Source organism: Pseudomonas putida, assembly GCA_029953615.1.
Classification (GTDB): domain Bacteria; phylum Pseudomonadota; class Gammaproteobacteria; order Pseudomonadales; family Pseudomonadaceae; genus Aquipseudomonas.
On sequence record CP124529.1, the window covers coordinates 2,687,482 to 2,709,151 of the forward strand.

Consider the following 21,670-nt stretch of genomic DNA (forward strand, 5'->3'; position numbering starts at 1 on the left):
TGGGAGCGGGCGCGCCCGCGAAGGCGTCAGCATGAACAACAGAGTTGTCTGATCTGACGCATTCGCGGGCACGCCCGCTCCCACAGGGCCGGTGCAGGATTCCAGGGGCCTGAACCCCTTGCAACCGCTGTTGTGGGAGCCTCCCATGTTGAACACCCTTCTACCCATCCTGCTGTTCGCTGCCCTTGGCCTGGCGGTGCTCGGCGCGCTGCGCCGTGTGCGCATGTGGCGCCGTGGCCGGCCGTCCAAGGTCAACCTGATCGGCGGCCTGTTGGCCATGCCGCGCCGCTACCTGGTGGACCTGCACCATGTGGTCGAGCGCGACAAGTACATGTCCAAGACCCACGTGGCCACTGCGGGCGGCTTCGTGCTGTCGGCGGCCCTGGCGATCCTGGTGCATGGTTTTGGTCTGCAGAGCAAGATCCTCGGCTATGCGCTGCTGGTGGCCACGGTGATCATGTTCACGGGCGCCATCTTCGTCTTCAAACGCCGCCTCAACCCGCCTTCGCGCCTGTCCAAGGGCCCATGGATGCGCCTGCCGAAGAGCCTGCTGGCGTTTGCCGCGAGCTTCTTCATCGCCACCTTGCCGGTCGCCGGCATTTTGCCGGCCAACACCGGTGGCTGGGTGATGGTCGGCATTCTCGGCCTGGGCGTGCTGTGGGGCGTGTCGGAGCTGTTCTTCGGCATGACCTGGGGCGGCCCGATGAAACACGCCTTTGCCGGTGCCTTGCACCTGGCCTGGCATCGCCGCGCCGAACGCTTCGGCGGCGGCCGCTCCACCGGCCTCAAGCCGCTGGACCTGGAGGACCCGAATGCGCCGCTGGGCGTGGAAAAGCCGGCGGACTTCACCTGGAACCAGCTGCTGGGCTTCGATGCCTGCGTGCAGTGCGGTAAATGTGAAGCCATGTGCCCGGCCTTTGCCGCCGGCCAGCCGCTGAACCCGAAAAAGCTCATCCAGGACATGGTCATCGGCCTGGCCGGCGGCACCGACGCGCAGTTCGCCGGCAGCCCGTACCCGGGCAAACCGATCGGTGAGCACGGTGGCCACCCGCACCAGCCGATCGTCAACGGCCTGGTCGACGCCGAAACGCTGTGGTCGTGCACTACTTGCCGGGCCTGCGTCGAGGAATGCCCGATGATGATCGAGCACGTCGATGCCATCGTCGACATGCGCCGCCACCTCACCCTGGAAAAGGGCGCCACCCCGAACAAGGGCGCCGAGGTGCTGGACAACCTGATCGCCACCGACAACCCGGGCGGTTTCGCCCCCGGCGGGCGCATGAACTGGGCCGCCGACCTCAACCTGCAACTGCTGTCGGAGGTGAAAACCACCGAGGTGCTGTTCTGGGTCGGTGACGGTGCCTTCGACATGCGTAACCAGCGCACCCTGCGTTCGTTCGTCAAAGTGCTCAAGGCCTCGGGCGTGGACTTTGCCGTGCTCGGCCTGGAAGAACGCGACAGCGGCGACGTGGCACGCCGCCTGGGTGACGAAGCGACCTTCCAGCAATTGGCCAAACGCAATATCCAGACCCTGGCCAAGTACAAGTTCCAGCGCATCGTTACCTGCGACCCGCACAGCTTCCATGTGCTGAAGAACGAGTACGGCGCCCTGGGCGGCGACTATCAGGTACAGCATCACAGTACCTACATCGCCGAACTGATCGCGGCCAACAAGCTCAACCTTGGCCAGCACAAGGGCGGCAGCGTCACCTACCACGACCCGTGCTACCTGGGCCGTTACAACGGCGAGTACGAAGCTCCGCGTGCAGTGCTCAAAGCGCTGGGCATCGAGGTGCGCGAGATGGAGCGCTCGGGCTTCCGCTCCCGCTGCTGCGGCGGTGGCGGCGGTGCGCCGATCACCGACATCCCGGGCAAGCAGCGTATTCCGGACATGCGCATGGACGACATCCGCCAGACCGAAGCCGAGCTGGTGGCCGTGGGTTGCCCACAGTGCACCGCCATGCTCGAAGGCGTGGTCGAACCGCGCCCACAGATCAAGGACCTGGCCGAGCTGGTGGCTGACGTGCTGATCGAAGAGGACGCGCCTTCGGCCCCAAAGCCGCAAACGGCCAAACGTGAACCTGCGGAGGTGCATTGATGAGCGACATTATCCGCCGCGACCCACGCGCCGAGTGGATCGCCCGTAACCGTTTGCACCCGCTGCATGCAGCGATGCAGACGCAGCAGACCAGCTGGATGGGGCCCAACGGCCTCATCCGCAAGAACCCTCATGCGATCGCCGCAGGCTTCATCGGCCCGGCCGGCATCAAGCGCATCGACCGCAGCGGCGCCCAGCAGGGCACCGCGGTGGGCGGGCGGCGCACGGCGGCGGCCGAGGTCAAGCTGCCGCTGCACCAGGTACCGGCGCCGGCGTTCTACATTGCCGTGGTGCCGGACATGGTCGGCGGCCGCCTGAGCAGCCACGACCGCGACCTGCTCGGCCTGGCCCACAGCCTGGCCGGCAGCGACGGTGCGGTGCTGGCGGTGGTGTTTGGCGAACACAAGGAAAGCAACTTTTCCACTGCCGGGGTCGACCGCCTGCTGGTCATCGAAGGCGAGGCTTTCGAAGGTTATGCACCGGAGCAACTCGTTCAAGGCCTGCGGGCTGTGGATAACCAGTTCTCCCCGCGCCACTGGCTGCTGCCCGACAGCCGCACCGGTGGCGGCGAACTGGGCCGGCGCCTGGGCGCGGCACTGGGCGAGCGCCCGGCGACGCGGGTATGGCAGGTCAAGGACGGCCAGTGCATCGGCCGCGCCGGTGCCGGCCAGCAAGACCTGCAGCGCGCCGTACCACGCCTGATCCTGGCGGCGGCCGAGTGCGCCGAGCCGGTCAGCGAAACCCGTCACGAAGCGCTGCCGGTGGAGTTGTCCACAAGCGTGGCGCGTAGCCTGTCGCGCATTGAAGACCTTGGCTCGGTGGCCGTCGACCCGGCCACCATTGCCATGGCCGAGGCCGAGTTCATCGTTTCGGGCGGCAACGGCGTCAAGGACTGGGACCTTTACCACAAGGCCACCGCGGCCCTCGGCGCCACCGAAGGCGCCTCGCGGGTGGCGGTGGACGACGGCTTCATGCCGCGTAACCGCCAGGTGGGTGCCACCGGTACCTGGGTTACCGCGCGGGTTTACGTGGCTGTGGGTATCTCGGGCGCTATCCAGCACCTGCAAGGCATCGGCGCCTGCGACAAGGTGGTGGCGATCAACATGGACCCGGGCTGCGACATGATAAAACGGGCCGACCTGTCGGTGATTGGCGACAGTTCGGCGATTCTGAAGGCACTGATCGAGGCTGTGGACAACTACCGCAGCGGCGGCCAGCGCGACGCGGCATAAGGGCACGAGCATGAGTACGAAAGTGATCAGCCTGGTTTCCATCGGTGCCCACCCAAGCTCTGGCCGCGCCCGCCGCGCCGAGCAGGATGCCCGCGCGGTGGAGCTGGGTTTGCAGCTGGCTGGGGATAACTTGCAGGTGGTGCATGCAGGCGACCCACGGGAAGAGGCCTTGCGCGCCTACCTGGGCATGGGCCTGGACCATCTGGACGTGCTGGAGCAGCCGGCCGGTGCCGATGTGCTGGGCGTGCTTGGGGATTACCTTCGCGATGCTGGCGCCCAGCTGGTGCTGACCGGCAGCCAGGCCGAGACTGGCGAAGGGTCGGGCATGTTGCCGTTCCTGCTGGCCGAAAAGCTCGGCTGGCCGCTGATTGTGGGGCTGGCTGAAGTGGAGTCGATCGACAACGGCACCGCCCAGGTGTTGCAGGCGTTGCCGCGCGGTCAGCGGCGTCGGCTGAAGGTGCGCCTGCCGTTGCTGGCGACTGTGGACAACGCCGCGCCCAAGCCACGCCAGAGTGCTTTCGGGCCGGCGCGTCGGGGTGTGCTGGCGGCGCGCAACGTGGCCATCGTCGAAGACGAGCTGCTGGCTGAAGCCGAGCTGCAACCGGCCCGCCCACGGCCCAAGCGCTTGAAGGTGATCAAGGCCAAGAGCGGCGCCGACCGGATGAAGGCTGCAACGGCCAAGGCCAGTGGCGGCGGTGGCAAGGTGCTGAAGGACGTTTCGCCGCAGGAAGGCGCCGAGGCCATCCTCAAGCTGCTGGTGGAAGAGGGCGTGCTGCGCTGAAGCCTTACGCGGTCCCCGTGTAGGAGCGGCCTTGTGTCGCGATGGGCTGCGCAGCAGCCCCGGCAATCTTGAGTCGTAGTGGAGATGCTGGGGGCCGCGTTGCGGCCCATCGCGACACAAGGCCGCTCCTTGTATGTTGTGTCTGGCCTAGCGGGAGAGGTTATTCTCGTCGGGCTGAAGAAGCACTTCCGGGGAGGCCGATCGCTCCTGAAGGCAGGTATTGCCCCTGACCTTGTATGTAGAGAGGCCCCCCGCCTCATTGCCCACTGCGAAGAGTATCGAGAAGCCGACAAGTCGGACTTCGCATTACAAGGTTGCAGCAGCATGAAGTTCGAGGTCGGGGAACCGGAGGCCATTGTTACCTAACTCGCTTGGGAGAGGGAAGGAATGAGTGTCTGGGTTGGCGTCGATATCGGCTCACGTACTTCGGTCGTTGGGGTGCGTAAAGATGGGCGTCCGGCCGGACAGTGGGATATCGCTCAAACCCCTGCAGGCCGTAAGGCTGCGGTGAAAAAGCTGCTGGCACTCAAACCCAAGTCGATCGTGATGGAGGCGACCGGAATCTATTACCTGGACTTGGCCCTTGAGCTACATGCGGCTGACCTCCCTGTATCCGTGATCAACCCCAAGAGCTTCCACAATTTCGCCAAACTGATGCTGGTGAACAGCAAGACCGATGCAATAGATGCTCAACTGCTGTCCGAGTACGGCGAGCGTATGACACCGCGCTTGTGGACACCTCCAAGCCTTGTGCAGCTTGAACTGAGGGCTCTGGGGCGACACATCAATCGTTTGGTGGGGCATCGTACAAGGGCGAAGAACGAACTGCATGCATTGCAGGCGACCGCTACAACCGTGTCGATGCTGATCGAGGATCAGGAGGAAGCGATTGCTTCACTGGATAATCGAATTGAGCGCTTTCGTAAGGCGGGCCGCGAGCTGGTCGCCCAGTGTCCGACGCTTACTCGGCAGTACAAGCAGCTGCTCGCAGGGCCTGGGATGGGAGAAGTCTCTGCACTTGCGGCATTGGCTGAACTGACCATCCTTCCTCAAATGCTCAAGTCCTCGCAGGTAGCTCGCCACGCGGGTCTCGATGTTCGACAGACCCAATCGGGAACGAGCATTGATAAGCCCGGCAGACTCGGCAAAAGTGGGAATGCTTATCTACGGGCAGCCATGTACATGCCTGCCTTGACCGCAGTGCGCTGCGACCCTTATGCGAAGGCTTTTTACGAGTCGTTGGTCAACAGGGGCAAGAAGAAAATGCAGGCTATCGCTGCTGTCATGCGCAAGTACCTGACAGGCATCTGGGCATGTATGCGCGGGGATGAGCCATTTGATACGGCCAAGCTTTTCAGCTCTGAACACCTCAGAAAAGCTTGACCGCCAACAGAGTATCTACATTCAATGCTCAGCATCGCCCTGATGTTTTTGCCCACCAAATCTGTTCGCCAAGGTGTGGATAAAGTGTTGGCGCATGGCTGCAGGCCTTGTATGACGGTGGCTTCAAGGTTTTGATCAAAAAACGACCAGTCATTATCCCTACCCGCGCATGCGCGCGCCCAAGCCTCTTCCTGATTTTGCCCACAATCACTGTTAGCCGGTCTGTGGATAATCTGTTTGGCACCTTCTGGGAGCCGCGCAGTCAAAGGCTATGACAGGTTTGTTCAAAAAATGATCAATCGCGCCTTGATCCTGCTCTGTCCTTGATAATCAGGGCTTTGAGGCGCTTATCCACAACCCGATTGCAAAAGATTCGACGGTTGCTCACAAACTCTGTTGGTGTCTCTGTGGACAACGTGTACGAACTTCGCTGTAGCCCAGCAATGACGCCGCTTTGGCCGTTATGATCAAATAAATGATCAATGTACGGCCTGGTATTTTTGCCAGTATCAAAACTTGCAGGCTCTCGATAGCGTATCCACGAAAGCGCCTTATTGTGGATAAATCATGGCTAGACGTTTGTTGGGGACTTATCGGCAGCATTCGGTTTTGAGCAGCATTCCTTTTCAAGTGAATGCTTATTCACCCTATGGCGTCATGGCAGCTGCTGCTGTGCCTGGGCTGGCGTTCTGTGGTCAGTATCGTGATCCACTGACGGGTGGCTACCCGTTGGGAAATGGCCGACGCTTTTACAGCCCAACCCTGATGCGATTCATGGCATTTGACTTCCTGAGTCCGTTCTCGAAGGGAGGTATCAACGGGTACGTCTACTGTGGCGCTGACCCGGTGAACCGCCATGATCCAAGTGGTGCCGCTTGGCTGAATGTTCTGCTCAGAGTCGTCGGCCTGGCGTCCAGTAGCGCCACCTTGTTTGGTGCAATTGTTCGCACCATGAGGAATATCGTGGGGCGTAGGGTTGCTATCCGGGAAAGTACCCATAACAACACGCCTTTTGTGCATCAAGACCTGGCCCCTGAGTTGAGGGTAGCCAATCAGCAGTTCGCCATGACGGGCGCTTTCGGTGTAGCCGGGCAAGTAACTGCTGCTGCATACGGCGTTAACCCGACCATGCAAACACTCACGGATGTGTTTGCGGCAGGTAATACGGTCGCCAACCTGAGCGGTGGTTTGATAGGGAGTTCTGCAGCAGGGCGAGAAGCGTTCGGATACTTGCGAGATCAGCCGCGTGAAATTGTGTCAGTGGCCTCGGAAACAATTGTGGACCTTACAATGGTGGACGAAATGTTGTCCGCAGTAGGCAGGGGGTTCCAGGGTGCAGCACGGCGGATAAGGTCGACCCGCCCTGCTGCACCTCACGTTGTGCAGGTATAGCCCCGCAGTACGCTTACTGCGCCTGCACTTCTTTCAGGTAAGGCGCCGGCTCCGCCCCCAGGTTGTTCAGCAGACGCTGGCTGTTACCAGTCAATGAAGTTGACCACGCCAAACTCGTAGGTCTTCGAGTACGGCCCTGGCTGGTAAGCAGTGGAGTTGATACCACGCTGGTTCTCTTCGGCCAGGCGACGGTCCTGGTCGTTGGTCGCGTCCCATACCTTGCGCATGTTCTCAGGGTTATAGTCCACGCCTTCCACGGCATCCTTGTGCACCAGCCACTTGGTGGTGACCATGGTTTCCTGGGCGCTGATCGGCCATACGGTGAACACGATCATGTGGTCGCCCATGCAGTGGTTCCACGAGTGCGGCAGGTGCAGGATGCGCATCGAGCCCAGGTCCGGGTTCTTGATGCGGCCCATCAGCTTCTGGCAGGCCTGCTTGCCGTCCATGGTCATCGATACGGTGCCCTTGAGCAGCGGCATGCGCACGATGCGGTTACGCAGGCCATGGCTCTTGTGCAGGTACGGGATTTTCTCGGCTTCCCAGGCGGCAGCGGAGGCGGCCACGTGGTCCTTGAATTCCTGGCTGGCGCGTGGGTCGTTGGTGTCGTCCCACTCCAGCAGGGTTTGCAGCAGCTCCGGGTGCGAACCGTTGCAGTGGTAGCACTCGCGGTTGTTTTCCAGCACCAGCTTCCAGTTGGCCTTTTCCATCAAGGTGGTCTGTACCGCCACCTTGGTGTTTTCCATGTCGTACGGTTCCATGTAATGGTCCAGGGTGGCCAGGAACTCGTCGATGGCGGGCGGGTTTTCCGCCAGGCTGATGAAGATGTAGCCACCGGCGACCTTCACGTTCACCGGCTTCAGGCCGTACTGGTTCATGTCGAAGTCGGCACCCATTTCGGTGCCGGCGAACAGCAGGCGGCCGTCCAGCTCGTAGGTCCACTGGTGGTAAGGGCAGACCAGCTTGGCCACCTTGCCTTTCTCACTGACGCACAGGCGCGAGCCACGGTGGCGGCAGACGTTATGGAAGGCATGCACCTTACCTTCGGCGCCACGCACCACGATGATCGGGTTCTTGCCGATTTGCAGGGTGATGTAGTTGCCCTTGGCCGGGATCTCGCAAGTCATGCCGGCGATCAGCCACTCCTTGTGGAAGATCTCCTGCATGTCGATCTGGAACAGACGCTCGTCGTTGTAGAAAGGCTGGGGCAGCGAGTAGGTTCGCTCGCGGGTCTGCAGCATCTCGGCGGTGGCCTTGCGTGCTGGTTCCAGTGGATCGCCCAGGCTCAGGGTTGCGGTGACGTCCATCGTGTATTCCTCGGGGCCGTGTGCGGCCGGCAAAAGGTGGCTAATCGTTGTTGTGGTGCCGCAAGGCTGCTCATCAAGAAACAGCTGGTTGTTTTGCCGTGGAGTGTGCGTCCGAAGGCGCCATGAACCGTATCCATGGGCGACATGGCCGATTTGAATTACGACGCGCCAGCCCTTGCAGCGCGGGGCTGGTCGCGATAAGCACGCCGATGTCGCTGGCAGGAATGTACGTCGTCTTCAGCTTGCGCATTATCCAAGCCATAAAAGGCCAATAGTCGGCTGCTGGAGATGAACATGTCCGATACCTTCCTCAATCCGGTCACCACCCAGACCTGGGCCAACGGCCGCCACATCGTGCGCTGCGTCAAGGTCATCCAGGAGACCTGGGACGTGCGCACGTTCTGCTTCATGGCCGACCAGCCGATCATGTTCTTCTTCAAGCCAGGGCAGTTCGTCACCCTGGAGCTGGAGATCGAAGGCAAGCCGGTAATGCGTTCCTACACCATCTCCAGCTCACCGTCGGTGCCCTACAGCTTTTCGATCACCGTCAAGCGTGTACCGGGTGGCCTGGTGTCCAACTTCCTTCACGACACCATGCACGAAGGCGCCGAGCTGCCGGTGCACGGCCCGGTGGGGTTGTTCAACGCCATCGACTTCCCTGCGCAGAAGGTGCTGTACCTCTCGGGCGGTGTCGGTATCACCCCGGTCATGTCGATGGCACGCTGGTTCTACGACACCAACGGCAATGTCGACATGGTCTTCGTGCACAGCGCCCGTTCGCCGAAGGACATCATCTACCACCGCGAGCTGGAGCAGATGGCCTCGCGCATCCCCAATTTCAGCCTGCACATCATTTGTGAAAAGCATGGCCTGGGTGAGCCGTGGGCGGGTTATCGCGGTTATCTCAACCAGCGCCTGATGGAGCTGATCGCGCCGGACTACATGGAGCGCGTAGTGTTCTGCTGTGGCCCGACGCCGTACATGAGTGCGGTCAAGCGCATGCTCGAAGCGGTCGGCTTCGACATGAAGAACTACCACGAGGAATCGTTTGGTGCGACGCCGCCTGAGGCCAAGGCCGATGCGGTGGAGCACGCAGAGCAGGCTGCCGACGCGCCGGAACTGGACGCGGCCGACCTCAACCTGGTGGAGTTCATCGGCAGCGAGAAGAGTATTCGCATTGCCCCGGGCGAGACCGTGCATGCGGCGGCGGCGAAGGTTGGCCTGATGATCCCGAAAGCCTGCGGCATGGGTATTTGCGGTACCTGCAAGGTACTCAAACTGGGCGGTGAAGTAGAGATGGAGCACAACGGCGGCATTACCGAAGAGGACGAAGCCGAGGGCTACATCCTGTCGTGCTGCAGCGTGCCGAAAGGGGATGTACGGATCGATTACTGATCTGAAATTGCAGGGGGCTGCTTTGCAGCCCATCGCCGGCAAGCCAGCTCCCACAGGTACTGTATAGCGCGGTCGGTGTGGGAGCTGGCTTGCCGGCGATGGGCCGCAAAGCGGCCCCTATGGTTTCAGGTACGGAATCGGGCTACCAGGCCATTGAGGTCCACGGCAAGGCGCGATAGCTCCGCACTCGCCGCACTGGTCTGATGCGCCCCGGTAGCACTCTGCACCGACAGATCATTGATGTTCACCAGGTTGCGGTCCACTTCCCGCGCCACCTGCGCCTGCTCTTCCGCAGCGCTGGCAATCACCAGGTTGCGTTCGTTGATCTGCGCCACCGCCCCGGCAATGGTATCCAGCGCCAAGCCCGCGCCACGGGCGATATTCAGGGTCGATTCGGCACGTTCGGTGCTGGTGCGCATCGACTCCACGGCCTCTCCGGTACCGCTCTGAATGCTGCCGATCATCCGCTCGATCTCGCTGGTCGACTGCTGGGTACGGTGGGCCAGCGCCCGCACTTCATCGGCGACCACGGCAAAACCACGGCCTGCCTCGCCGGCACGTGCCGCCTCGATCGCCGCGTTGAGTGCCAGCAGGTTGGTCTGGTCTGCCAGGCCACGGATCACATCGAGCACCTTGCCGATATCACGCGACTGTTCGGCCAGGTGGGTGATCAGCTTGGCGGTGGCTTGTACGTCGCCGCTCATGCGCTCGATGGCGCCCACGGTCTCCATTACCAGGTCGCGGCCATCGCCAGCCGAACGGCTGGCTTCGCTGGAGGCTTCCGAGGTGCTGACTGCATTGCGCGCCACTTCCTCCACGGCGCTGGTCATCTCGGTCACCGCCGTGGCGGCCTGTTCGATTTCGTTGTTCTGCTGCTGCAGGCCTCGGGCGCTTTCGTCGGTGACGGCGTTCAGCTCTTCGGCAGCCGAGGCCAGCTGGGTGGCGGAGCCGGCGATCTGCTGCAGGGTATCGCGCAGCTTGTCCTGCATGCGGGCCATGGCCCGCAGCAGGCGGGCGGCTTCGTCGCTGCCTTCGGCGCGGATGATGTGGGTCAGGTCGCCATCGGCAACTTGCTCGGCGCTCTTGAGGGCTTCTTCGATCGGCTTGACGATGCTGCGGGTCAGCAGGAAGGCACAGAGCAAGGTCAGCACGGTGGCGGTGACCAGCAGGCTGATGACCAGGGTAAAGGCGGTGCTGTACTGGCTGGCAGCTGTCTGGTTGGTGGCGCGGGTCTGCTCGGTGTTGATGCGCACCAAGGTCTCCATGACCTTGTTGATCTGCTCGGAGTTGGCCAGTAGGTCGCGGTTGAGCAGGTCGCGCAGTTCGTCGATACGGCCGGCCTGGCTCAGGCTGCGCATGCGCGACTCAAGCTGGCGGTATTGGGTGAGTAGCTGGACGTATTGATCGTACGCGGCCTGTTCGTCGGCGGCGCTGATCAGCGGCAGGTATACCTGGCGGGCACGGTCGATCTCGAGGTTGCGCTGGTCCAGCAGGCTCAGGGTTTCCTGCTGGGTCTGCGCCTCGCGGTTCACCAGCAGGCGGTAGGAGAGGCTGCGCAGGCGCAGGTTCAGCGCATTGATCTCATCGAGAACCTTGATGCTGGGCACGCTGATCTGCTCGATGACCAGGCCGGCCTGGCGGATGTTACCCATCTGCACCAGGGAGAAGATACCGAGGCCGAGCATCAGCAGGCCGATAAGGGCAAAGCCGAGCAGCGCGCGCGGGGCGATGTTCATGTTGCGTAGTGACATGGTATGGGCAGATCCAGGCTAGTGAGGGTGACGCAGTCAGTGCGACGGAATATGACTCTCCGGGATATCGGTCGGGCCGAGTCACGCTTGAGGGCGCCCGGCGAAAATTGTGCGGTTGCAGGCGTTTCCTGAACCGGCGGTTGACCCAGGTCGGAACAAGGGTGTGGATCCTCTGTCAATCTGCGGGTTAGACACTTCGTGAATCCGATATTTAATGGCGATGGGCTGCACTTTTCTTTATCGTGTGCGCCCCTCGCAACAACCTGAGATAGACCCATGCTGGAATCCTCCCTGAATCAAATCGAGCAACTGGTCAACGACCTGCTGCAGAAGAACGCCCAACTCACCGAGCAGAACTCCGCCCTCGGCCAGGAACTGGCCCAGGCCAAGGAAGAGAACGAGACCCTGCAACTGTCGCTGATGGAGCAGGAAGAGAAGAACGGCAGCACCGCCGCGCGCCTGCAAGCCCTGGTCGAGCGCGCCAACGCCGGCGTCGTAGGCGCATGACACTGCGAGCACAGCCGATCAATGTTGTGTCGATCCTCGGCAACGACTATTCGATCAAGGCGCCTGAAGGCCAGGAAGCAACCCTGGCCCAGGCGGTGCAGATGCTCAACACTGCCCTGGCCCAGACCAAGCGTCAGTACCCGACCCTGATCGGCGACAAGCTGCTGGTGCTGGCCGCGCTGAACCTGTGTTCGCGGCAGATCGAATTGCAGGATGAACACCGCAAGACACTGGAGCGTACCCAGGCGCAGATCGACGCCACGGTGGACGCCATCGTGCGGACCATTGCTGAGCAATAAGGCCCTGCACTGGCCCCTGTGGGAGCGGTTTTACCCGCGAATACGTCAGTGGCTTCACCATCGCATTCGCGGGTGAACCCGCTCCCACAGGGGCGGCGGATTGCTTCAGAGCACTGGATTAACTGGATACGCAAGTGTATACACTTTCCGCAAAACAATAATATGCGGGGAGTAGGGCATGCGTATCTGGCGTAAGAGCATCCAGAGGCAGTTGATCACCAGCATGGGTGCCGCCTTGCTGGCGAGCATCCTGGTGGTGGTCATCATCTTCACGGTGGCGCTCAACCGTCTCACCGAACGCTACCTGGTCGATACTGCGCTACCCGCCAGCATCGAGGCCATTCGCAACGACATCGAGCGCATGCTAGGCCAGCCGCTGGTGGCAGCGGCTGACATTGCCGGCAACACCCTGCTGCGCGACTGGCTTGCCGCCGGTGAAGACCCTGCCCAGAGCGCACCATTCATCGAGTACCTGGCTGCCGCCAAGCAGCGCAACCAGGCCTTCACCACGCTGTTCGTATCGACCGACACCGGCCATTACTACAGCGAGAATGGCCTGGACCGTACCCTCAGTCGCAGCAACCCCAAGGACAAATGGTTCTACGGCTACATCGACAGCGGTGCCGAGCGCCTGATCAACATCGACATTGACGGTGCCACGGGCGAGCTGGCGCTGTTCATCGACTACCGTGTGGAAAAGAATGGCCAACTGGTCGGCGTGGCCGGCATGGGCCTGCGCATGACCGAGCTGTCGAAGCTGATCCATGACTTCAAATTCGGCGAGCACGGCAAGGTGTTCCTGGTGCGTAACGATGGCCTGATCCAGGTTCATCCGGACGCTGCCTTCAGCGGTAAACGCCAGCTCACCGAACAGCTGGGCGCGGATGCTGCCAAGGCGCTGATGACCGGCGGCGAAGGCCTGCGCAGCAGCCGCTTCAGCCGTGACGGCGAAAGCTACCTGGCGCTCGGCCTGCCCCTGCGCGATCTCAACTGGACCCTGGTGGCCGAGGTGCCGGAGGAGGAAATCTACGCACCAATGCAGCAGGCGGTATGGCTGACCAGCCTGATCGGTGGTGCCGTGGCCCTGGTGTCGCTGCTGCTGGTGGTGCTGCTGGCGCGTGGCCTGGTGCGGCCGATTCGCCGCGTCACAGCTGCGCTGGTGCAGATTGGCAGCGGCGCGGGTGACCTCAGCCACCGGCTGGACGATTCACGCCAGGACGAACTGGGCGACCTGGCGCGTGGTTTCAACCGCTTCCTCGACAGCCAGCGCCGGTTGATCGGCGAGGTACTGCACACTTCCGAGCGGCTGCACCTGGCGGTCGAGCAGGTGACACAGGTGGTGGACAACACCGCCGAGCGTTCCGGGCGCCAGCAGGAAATGACCGAAATGGTCGCTACCGCCGTGCACGAAATGGGGTTGACCGTGCAGGACATTGCCCGGAACGCCGGCAATGCGGCGCAGGCCTCGCAATTGGCGCGGGATGAGGCATTGCAGGCGCGTGAGGTGGTGCAGCGTTCGATCCGGGGTATCGAGGGTATGTCGGGTGATATCGGCAAGGCGGCCGAAGCGGTCAGCCAGTTGGCCGATGAAGTAGCCTCGATCGATGAAGTGCTGGCGGTGATTCGTAGTATTTCCGAGCAGACCAACCTGCTGGCGCTGAATGCCGCCATCGAGGCGGCCAGGGCTGGGGAGATGGGGCGTGGGTTTGCCGTGGTGGCCGATGAGGTGCGTACCTTGGCACGGCGCACGCAGCTGTCCACCGACGAAGTGCAGCAGATGATCCAGCGCCTGAAACAGGGCGCGGGTTCGGCGGTGAGTTCGATGCAGGCGGGGCAGCAGGCGACGGGTAGCGGGGTGGCGTCGAGCCAGCGCACCGGGGCGTCATTGGGGGCGATCACCGACCAGGTGGAGCACATCAGCGACATGAACCATCAAGTGGCTACTGCGACCGAAGAGCAGTCGGCAGTGACCGAAGAGATCAATCGTACGGTGCAGGGGATTTCTGACCTGGCGCGGGAGACCGCGGCGGAGGTGCAGGGTTGTCGCGAAGAGTGCCAGGCGCTGCGTGGCTTGGCGGATGACCTGGCGCGGCAGATGGGTGGTTTCAGGCTTTAGATCAGTGTTGGTTTCTTCGCGGGCTTGCCCGCTCCCACAGGTACTGCGCAGCGCTCGACGGCTACGTTATTCCTGTGGGAGCGGGCATGCCCGCGAATGCGGCCTGTCAGGCGCCAATGATGTTGCGGATATCCGCCGCCAACTCGCGCACCCGCTCTTCCTCGGTATCCCACGAGCACATGAACCGCGCCCCGCCACTGCCAATGAAGGTATAGAACCGCCACCCCCTGCCGCGCAGCGCTTCGATCGCATGCTCTGGCATCTGCAGGAACACCCCGTTGGCCTCCACCGGGAACATCAGCTCGACCCCCGGCAAGTCACTCACCAGCGAGGCAAGCAACTGCGCGCAATGGTTGGCGTGATTGCCATGGCGCAGCCAGGCGCCATCTTCCAGCAGGCCCACCCAAGGCGCCGACAAGAAACGCATCTTGGATGCAAGCTGCCCGGCCTGCTTGCAACGGTAGTCGAAATCCTCGGCCAGCTGGCGGTTGAAGAACAGGATCGCTTCGCCCACCGCCATACCGTTTTTTGTACCGCCAAAGCACAGTACATCGACGCCGGCCTTCCAGGTCAGCTCGGCCGGGCTGCAACCCAGGAACGAGCAGGCATTGCTAAAGCGTGCGCCGTCCATGTGCAGGTTCAGCCCCAGCTCCTTGCAGGTGGCGCTGATCGCCTTCAGCTCGTCGGGGCGGTAGACGGTACCGACCTCGGTGGCCTGGGTAATGGTCACCACCCGTGGCTTTGGGTAGTGGATGTCCTGGCGCTTCAGCGCCACTTCCCGGATCGACTGCGGCGTCAGCTTGCCGTTGACGCTGGGCGCGGTCAGCAGTTTGGAGCCGTTGGAGAAGAACTCCGGCGCGCCGCATTCGTCGGTTTCGACGTGGGCGGTCTCGGAGCAGATCACGCTGTGGTAGCTCTGGCACAGCGAGGCCAGGGCCAGGGAGTTGGCGGCGGTACCGTTGAAGGCGAAGAACACCTCGCAGTCGGTTTCGAACAGGTTGCGGAAGTATTCCGCGGCGCGTTCGGTCCACTGGTCGTCGCCGTAGGCGCGGTCGTGGCCACGGTTGGCCTTCTCCATCGCCGCCCAGGCTTCGGGGCAGATACCGGAATAGTTGTCGCTGGCGAATTGTTGGCTCTTGTCTGTCATGGCACTGTCCTGTGAACGACGCAGAACAGCACTCTAAACCATCGATTCAGCAGTTGCCTATACAAGCTGTGCATCGGCAGATTGCTCTGTCGTCTGTGCTGGCCTTTTCGCGGGCACGCCCGCTCCCACAGGCCTGTGCAGATCCTTGTGGGAGCGGGCGTGCCCGCGAAGAAGCCAACACCACAACGAATGTCGTAAACGCGCCATTGCAAGGCGTGCGCAGGCATCTGACCCGCCCCGCCCAGTCATAACATCGCCACAAAGGGCCACAGTGCCCCACGACAAAAAATGATCGCTGCCGGGAGATACACGATGTTCAGCAAGCAAGACCAGATCCAGGGTTACGACGATGCACTGCTGGCGGCGATGAATGCCGAAGAACAGCGCCAGGAAGACCACATCGAGCTGATCGCCTCGGAAAACTACACCTCCAAGCGCGTGATGCAGGCCCAAGGCAGCGGCCTGACCAACAAATACGCCGAAGGCTACCCGGGCAAGCGCTACTACGGTGGCTGCGAGCACGTGGACAAGGTAGAAGCCTTGGCCATCGAACGCGCCAAGCAGCTGTTCGGTGCCGACTACGCCAACGTCCAGCCGCACTCCGGCTCCTCGGCCAACGGCGCGGTCTACCTGGCCCTGCTGCAGGCCGGTGACACCATCCTCGGCATGAGCCTGGCCCACGGCGGCCACCTGACCCACGGCGCCAAGGTGTCGTCCTCGGGCAAGCTGTACAACGCTGTGCAGTACGGCATCGACACCAACACCGGCCTGATCGACTACGACGAAGTCGAGCGCCTGGCTGTCGAGCACAAGCCGAAGATGATCGTTGCCGGCTTCTCGGCCTACTCCAAGACCCTCGACTTCCCACGCTTCCGCGCCATCGCCGACAAGGTCGGCGCGCTGCTGTTCGTCGACATGGCCCACGTGGCCGGCCTGGTTGCCGCTGGCCTGTACCCGAACCCGATCCCGTTCGCCGATGTGGTGACCACCACTACCCACAAAACCCTGCGCGGGCCACGTGGCGGCCTGATCCTGGCCAAGGCCAACGAAGAGATCGAGAAGAAGCTGAACGCCGCGGTATTCCCGGGCGCCCAGGGCGGCCCGCTGATGCACGTGATCGCCGCCAAGGCCGTGTGCTTCAAGGAAGCGCTGGAGCCTGGCTTCAAGGCCTACCAGCAACAAGTGATCGAAAACGCCCAGGCCATGGCCCAGGTGTTCATCGACCGCGGCTACGACGTGGTTTCCGGTGGCACCGACAACCACCTGTTCCTGGTCAGCCTGATTCGCCAGGGCCTCACCGGCAAAGATGCCGACGCCGCCCTTGGCCGCGCGCACATCACCGTCAACAAGAACGCCGTGCCGAATGACCCGCAGTCGCCATTCGTCACCTCGGGCCTGCGCATCGGCACCCCGGCCGTCACCACCCGCGGCTTCAAGGTCGCTCAGTGCGTGGCCCTTGCCGGCTGGATCTGCGACATCCTCGACAACCTCGGTGACGCTGACGTCGAAGCCGATGTGGCGAAGAACGTCGCGGCCCTGTGCGCAGATTTCCCTGTTTACCGCTGAGTGGAGTCCCACACCATGCAACGTTACTCGGGCTTCGGCCTTTTCAAGCACTCCCTCAGCCACCACGAGAACTGGCAGCGCATGTGGCGCACGCCAACCCCTAAAAAGGTCTATGACGTGGTTATCGTCGGCGGTGGCGGCCATGGCCTGGCAACCGCCTACTACCTGGCCAAGGAACACGGCATCACCAACGTCGCGGTGATCGAGAAGGGTTACCTGGGCGGCGGCAACACCGCCCGTAACACCACCATCGTGCGTTCCAACTACCTGTGGGACGAGTCGGCGCACCTGTACGAGCACGCCATGAAGCTGTGGGAGGGCCTGTCCCAGGACCTTAACTACAACGTGATGTTCTCCCAGCGCGGCGTCTACAACCTGTGCCACACCCTGCAGGACATGCGTGACTCCGAGCGCCGCGTCTCCGCCAACCGCCTCAACGGCGTCGATGGCGAGCTGCTGAACACTGCCCAGGTCGCGGCCGAGATCCCGTACCTGGACTGCTCGAAGAACACCCGCTACCCGATCCTCGGTGCCACCGTGCAGCGCCGTGGTGGCGTGGCCCGTCACGACGCCGTGGCCTGGGGCTTCGCCCGTGCTGCCGACGCCCTGGGCGTGGACCTGATTCAGCAGACCGAAGTAATCGGCTTCCGCAAGGAAAACGGCGCGGTCATCGGTGTGGAAACCAACAAAGGCTTCATCGGCGCCAAGCGCGTCGGCGTGGTCACCGCCGGTAACTCCGGGCACATGGCCAGGCTGGCCGGCTTCCGCCTGCCGCTGGAGTCGCACCCGCTGCAAGCCCTGGTATCCGAGCCGATCAAGCCGATCATCGACAGCGTGATCATGTCGAACGCCGTGCACGGCTACATCAGCCAGTCCGACAAGGGCGACCTGGTGATCGGTGCCGGTATCGACGGCTGGGTCGGCTACGGCCAGCGCGGTTCGTACCCTGTGATCGAGCACACCCTGCAGGCTATCGTCGAGATGTTCCCCAACCTCTCGCGCGTGCGCATGAACCGACAGTGGGGCGGCATCGTCGATACCTCGCCGGACGCCTGCCCGATCATCACCAAGACCCCGGTCAAGAACATGTTCTTCAACTGCGGTTGGGGTACTGGCGGCTTCAAGGCGACCCCCGGTTCGGGCAACGTCTTCGCCGCGAGCCTGGCCAAGGGCGAAATGCACCCACTGGCCGCGCCGTTCTCCATGGACCGCTTCTACAACGGCGCACTGATCGACGAACACGGCGCCGCCGCCGTCGCCCACTAACCGGAGACACCGTCATGTTGCATATTTTCTGTCCCCACTGCGGCGAGCTGCGCTCCGAAGAAGAGTTCCACGCCTCTGGCCAGGCGCACATCGCCCGCCCGCTGGACCCCAACGCCTGCTCCGACGAGGAGTGGGGTACCTACATGTTCTACCGTGACAACCCGCGCGGTATTCACCACGAACTGTGGGACCACGTTGCCGGCTGCCGCCAGTACTTCAACGTCACTCGCGATACCGTGACCTACGAAATTCTGGAAACCTACAAGATTGGCGAGAAGCCGCAAGTGACCGCCAGCGGCAAGCAAAGCAGCGCCGCGTCGACCGTCAAAGGCCAAGGGGAAAAAGTATGAGCCAGACCTATCGCCTCGCCAGCGGCGGCCGTATCGACCGCAGCAAGGTCCTGAACTTCACCTTCAACGGCAAGACCTACCAGGGTTATGCCGGTGACAGCCTGGCCGCCGCGTTGCTGGCCAACGGCGTTGATATCGTTGGCCGCAGCTTCAAGTATTCGCGTCCACGCGGCATCATTGCCGCCGGTACCGAAGAGCCGAATGCCATCCTGCAGATCGGCTCCAGCGAAGCCACCCAGATCCCCAACGTGCGAGCCACCCAGCAGGCGCTGTACGCAGGGCTTGTAGCCACCAGCACCAACGGCTGGCCGAACGTCAACAACGACGTCATGGGCATCCTTGGCAAGGTGGGCGGCAGCATGATGCCGCCGGGCTTCTACTACAAAACCTTCATGTACCCGAAATCGTTCTGGATGACTTACGAGAAGTACATCCGCAAAGCCGCCGGCCTTGGCCGCGCGCCGCTGCAGAACGACCCGGACAGCTACGACTACATGAACCAGCACTGCGACGTGCTGATCGTCGGTGCAGGCCCTGCTGGCCTGGCCGCGGCCCTGGCCGCTGCCCGCAGCGGTGCCCGTGTGATCCTGGCTGACGAGCAGGAAGAGTTCGGCGGCAGCCTGCTCGACACCCGCGAAACCCTCGACGGCAAGCCTGCCACCGAGTGGGTCAACGCCGTGGTCAAAGAGCTGGAAAGCCTGCCGGAAGTGACCCTGCTGCCACGCGCCACGGTCAACGGCTACCACGACCATAACTTCCTGACCATCCACGAGCGACTCACCGACCACCTCGGCGACCGCGCCCCGATCGGCCAGGTTCGCCACCGCGTGCACCGCGTGCGTGCCAAGCGCGTAGTGCTGGCTGCCGGTGCCCACGAGCGCCCGCTGGTGTACGGCAACAACGACGTGCCGGGCAACATGCTGGCCGGTGCCGTGTCCACCTATGTGCGCCGCTACGGCGTGGCCCCGGGCCGCAAGCTGGTGCTGTCGACCAACAACGACCACGCCTATCGCGCCGCGCTGGACTGGCACGATGCCGGCCTGCAAGTGGTCGCCATCGCCGACGCCCGCCACAATCCGCGTGGCTCGCTGGTTGAAGAAGCGCGTGCCAAAGGCATCCGCATCCTCACCTCCAGCGCCGTGATCGAGGCCAAGGGCACCAAGCACGTAACCGGCGCCCGCGTGGCCGCCATCGACGTACAGGCACACAAGGTCACCAGCCCGGGCGAAACCCTTGAGTGCGACCTGATCGCTACCTCCGGTGGTTACAGCCCGATCGTGCACCTGGCTTCGCACCTGGGTGGTCGCCCGGTATGGCGTGAAGACATCCTCGGCTTCGTACCGGGCGATGCGCCGCAGAAACGCGAATGCGTGGGTGGCATCAACGGCGTCTATGCCCTGGGCGACGTGATCGCCGATGGCTTCGAAGGCGGCGTTCGCGCAGCCACCGAAGCAGGCTTCAAGGCCACCGTTGGCAGCCTGCCGAAAACCGTTGCGCGCAAGGAAGAGGCCACCGTGGCGCTGTTCCAAGTGCCGCACGACAAAGGCACTGCCCGCGCACCCAAGCAGTTCGTCGACCAGCAGAACGACGTCACCGCAGCCGCCATCGAACTGGCCACCCGCGAAGGCTTCGAGTCGGTCGAGCACGTAAAACGCTACACCGCGCTGGGCTTCGGTACTGACCAGGGCAAACTGGGCAACATCAACGGCCTGGCCATCGCCGCCCGTTCGATCGGCATCACCATTCCGGAAATGGGTACCACCATGTTCCGCCCCAACTACACGCCGGTTACCTTCGGTGCAGTAGCGGGCCGCCACTGTGGTCACCTGTTCGAACCCGTACGCTTCACCGCCCTGCATGCCTGGCATGTGAAGAACGGCGCCGAGTTCGAAGACGTCGGCCAGTGGAAGCGCCCTTGGTACTTCCCGAAAGCCGGTGAAGACATCCATGCTGCCGTGGCCCGCGAATGCAAGGCCGTGCGTGACAGCGTGGGCCTGCTGGACGCCTCGACCCTAGGCAAGATCGACATCCAGGGCCCGGACGCGCGCGAGTTCCTCAACCGCATCTACACCAACGCCTGGACCAAGCTCGACGTGGGCAAGGCCCGCTACGGCCTGATGTGCAAGGAAGACGGCATGGTCTTCGACGACGGCGTGACCGCCTGCGTCGGCGACAACCACTTCATCATGACCACCACCACTGGCGGCGCCGCGCGTGTACTGCAGTGGATGGAGCTGTACCACCAGACCGAATGGCCGGAGCTGAAGGTGTACTTCACCTCGGTCACCGACCACTGGGCGACCATGACCCTGTCCGGCCCGAACAGCCGCAAGCTGCTCAGCGAACTGACCGACATCGACATGGACAAGGAAGCTTTCCCGTTCATGACCTGGAAGGAAGGCAACGTCGGCGGCGTACCGGCCCGGGTGTTCCGCATCTCGTTCACCGGCGAGCTGTCGTACGAAGTCAACGTGCAGGCCAACTACGCCATGGGCGTGCTGGAACAAATCATCGAGGCAGGCAAGAAGTACAACCTGACCCCGTACGGCACCGAAACCATGCACGTACTGCGTGCCGAGAAGGGCTTCATCATCGTTGGCCAGGACACTGATGGCTCGATGACCCCGGACGACCTGAACATGAGCTGGTGCGTGGGCCGCAACAAGCCGTACTCGTGGATCGGCCTGCGTGGCATGAACCGCGAAGACTGCGTGCGCGAGAACCGCAAGCAGCTGGTAGGCCTGAAGCCGATCGATCCGACCAAGTGGCTGCCGGAAGGTGCCCAGCTGGTGTTCGATCCGAAGCAGCCGATCCCGATGGACATGGTTGGCCACGTCACCTCCAGCTACGCGTCCAACTCGCTGGGCTACTCGTTCGCGAATGGGTGTGGTCAAAGGCGGCCTCAAGCGCATGGGCGAGCGTGTCTACTCGCCGCAGGCCGATGGCAGCGTGATCGAGGCGGAGATCGTGTCTTCGGTGTTCTTCGATCCGAAGGGTGAGCGGCAGAACGTTTGACTCCGGGCCCTGTGGGGGCAGGCCCGGCCCAATCGCCGGCAAGCCAGCTCCCACAGGATCGATGC

The 21,670-nt window shown here is 62.9% G+C and carries 14 protein-coding genes and 2 pseudogenes; 13 read left to right on the forward strand and 3 right to left on the reverse strand.

Annotated features, from left to right (window positions below; all coding sequences use genetic code 11):
• Positions 1 to 145 precede the first annotated feature (145 nt).
• From dgcB to QIY50_12275, 5 genes are all read left to right on the forward strand, one after another.
• A complete protein-coding gene (gene dgcB, locus QIY50_12255) occupies positions 146 to 2,098 on the forward strand; it encodes a dimethylglycine demethylation protein DgcB (protein ID WGV22850.1) in 1,953 nt (650 codons plus the stop codon).
• Positions 2,098 to 3,330 (forward strand): electron transfer flavoprotein subunit alpha/FixB family protein, encoded by a 1,233-nt coding sequence (locus QIY50_12260; GenBank protein WGV22851.1) that lies wholly within the window; start codon positions 2,098 to 2,100, stop codon positions 3,328 to 3,330. Before dgcB ends, QIY50_12260 begins: the two co-directional genes overlap by 1 nt.
• A 10-nt stretch (positions 3,331 to 3,340) precedes the next feature.
• Positions 3,341 to 4,111, forward strand: coding sequence for an electron transfer flavoprotein subunit beta (locus QIY50_12265; protein WGV22852.1), 771 nt, complete (start codon positions 3,341 to 3,343; stop codon positions 4,109 to 4,111).
• A gap of 387 nt (positions 4,112 to 4,498) precedes the next feature.
• The gene (locus tag QIY50_12270) at positions 4,499 to 5,494 is read left to right on the forward strand and encodes an IS110 family transposase (protein WGV22853.1); all 996 of its coding nucleotides are present in this window, start codon (positions 4,499 to 4,501) and stop codon (positions 5,492 to 5,494) included.
• A 567-nt stretch (positions 5,495 to 6,061) separates the two neighbouring features.
• Positions 6,062 to 6,886: an RHS repeat-associated core domain-containing protein gene (locus QIY50_12275; protein WGV22854.1), complete on the forward strand. Its 825-nt coding sequence runs from the start codon at positions 6,062 to 6,064 to the stop codon at positions 6,884 to 6,886.
• 13 nt (positions 6,887 to 6,899) lie between these two features.
• On the opposite strand, the pseudogene gbcA reads toward QIY50_12275, so the two are convergent.
• Positions 6,900 to 8,193 (reverse strand): annotated as a pseudogene (gene gbcA / locus QIY50_12280) (glycine-betaine demethylase subunit GbcA).
• A 294-nt stretch (positions 8,194 to 8,487) separates the two neighbouring features.
• Here gbcA and gbcB point away from each other — a divergent pair.
• The gene (gene gbcB / locus QIY50_12285; GenBank protein ID WGV22855.1) at positions 8,488 to 9,588 is read left to right on the forward strand and encodes a glycine-betaine demethylase subunit GbcB; all 1,101 of its coding nucleotides are present in this window, start codon (positions 8,488 to 8,490) and stop codon (positions 9,586 to 9,588) included.
• A gap of 125 nt (positions 9,589 to 9,713) precedes the next feature.
• Here gbcB and QIY50_12290 read toward each other — a convergent pair whose 3' ends face one another.
• Complete coding sequence (locus QIY50_12290) at positions 9,714 to 11,339, reverse strand: methyl-accepting chemotaxis protein (GenBank protein WGV22856.1); 1,626 nt, start codon at positions 11,337 to 11,339, stop codon at positions 9,714 to 9,716.
• Positions 11,340 to 11,615: 276 nt separating this feature from the next.
• Here QIY50_12290 and QIY50_12295 point away from each other — a divergent pair, with 276 nt between their 5' ends.
• The 3 genes from QIY50_12295 (at position 11,616) to mcpH (ending at position 14,261) form a co-directional block, all read left to right on the forward strand.
• Positions 11,616 to 11,846 (forward strand): hypothetical protein, encoded by a 231-nt coding sequence (locus QIY50_12295; protein WGV22857.1) that lies wholly within the window; start codon positions 11,616 to 11,618, stop codon positions 11,844 to 11,846.
• Entirely contained in the window at positions 11,843 to 12,145 is a 303-nt protein-coding gene (locus QIY50_12300) for a cell division protein ZapA (protein ID WGV22858.1), read from the forward strand. Before QIY50_12295 ends, QIY50_12300 begins: the two co-directional genes overlap by 4 nt.
• A gap of 178 nt (positions 12,146 to 12,323) precedes the next feature.
• Positions 12,324 to 14,261, forward strand: coding sequence for a methyl-accepting chemotaxis protein McpH (mcpH, locus tag QIY50_12305; protein WGV22859.1), 1,938 nt, complete (start codon positions 12,324 to 12,326; stop codon positions 14,259 to 14,261).
• Positions 14,262 to 14,367: 106 nt separating this feature from the next.
• Here the strand turns inward: mcpH and QIY50_12310 are convergent, their stop codons facing one another.
• Entirely contained in the window at positions 14,368 to 15,408 is a 1,041-nt protein-coding gene (locus QIY50_12310) for a low specificity L-threonine aldolase (GenBank protein WGV22860.1), read from the reverse strand.
• A 312-nt stretch (positions 15,409 to 15,720) separates the two neighbouring features.
• Here QIY50_12310 and QIY50_12315 point away from each other — a divergent pair, with 312 nt between their 5' ends.
• From QIY50_12315 to QIY50_12330, 4 genes and pseudogenes are all read left to right on the forward strand, one after another.
• Positions 15,721 to 16,974, forward strand: a complete 1,254-nt coding sequence (locus tag QIY50_12315; protein ID WGV22861.1) for a serine hydroxymethyltransferase — start codon at positions 15,721 to 15,723, stop codon at positions 16,972 to 16,974.
• A 15-nt stretch (positions 16,975 to 16,989) separates the two neighbouring features.
• Positions 16,990 to 18,240 (forward strand): sarcosine oxidase subunit beta family protein, encoded by a 1,251-nt coding sequence (locus tag QIY50_12320; GenBank protein WGV22862.1) that lies wholly within the window; start codon positions 16,990 to 16,992, stop codon positions 18,238 to 18,240.
• A gap of 14 nt (positions 18,241 to 18,254) precedes the next feature.
• A complete protein-coding gene (locus tag QIY50_12325) occupies positions 18,255 to 18,590 on the forward strand; it encodes a sarcosine oxidase subunit delta (GenBank protein ID WGV22863.1) in 336 nt (111 codons plus the stop codon).
• Positions 18,587 to 21,605 (forward strand): annotated as a pseudogene (locus QIY50_12330) (sarcosine oxidase subunit alpha). The gene QIY50_12325 and the pseudogene QIY50_12330 overlap by 4 nt, the downstream one beginning before the upstream one ends.
• The last annotated feature ends 65 nt before the right edge of the window (positions 21,606 to 21,670 follow it).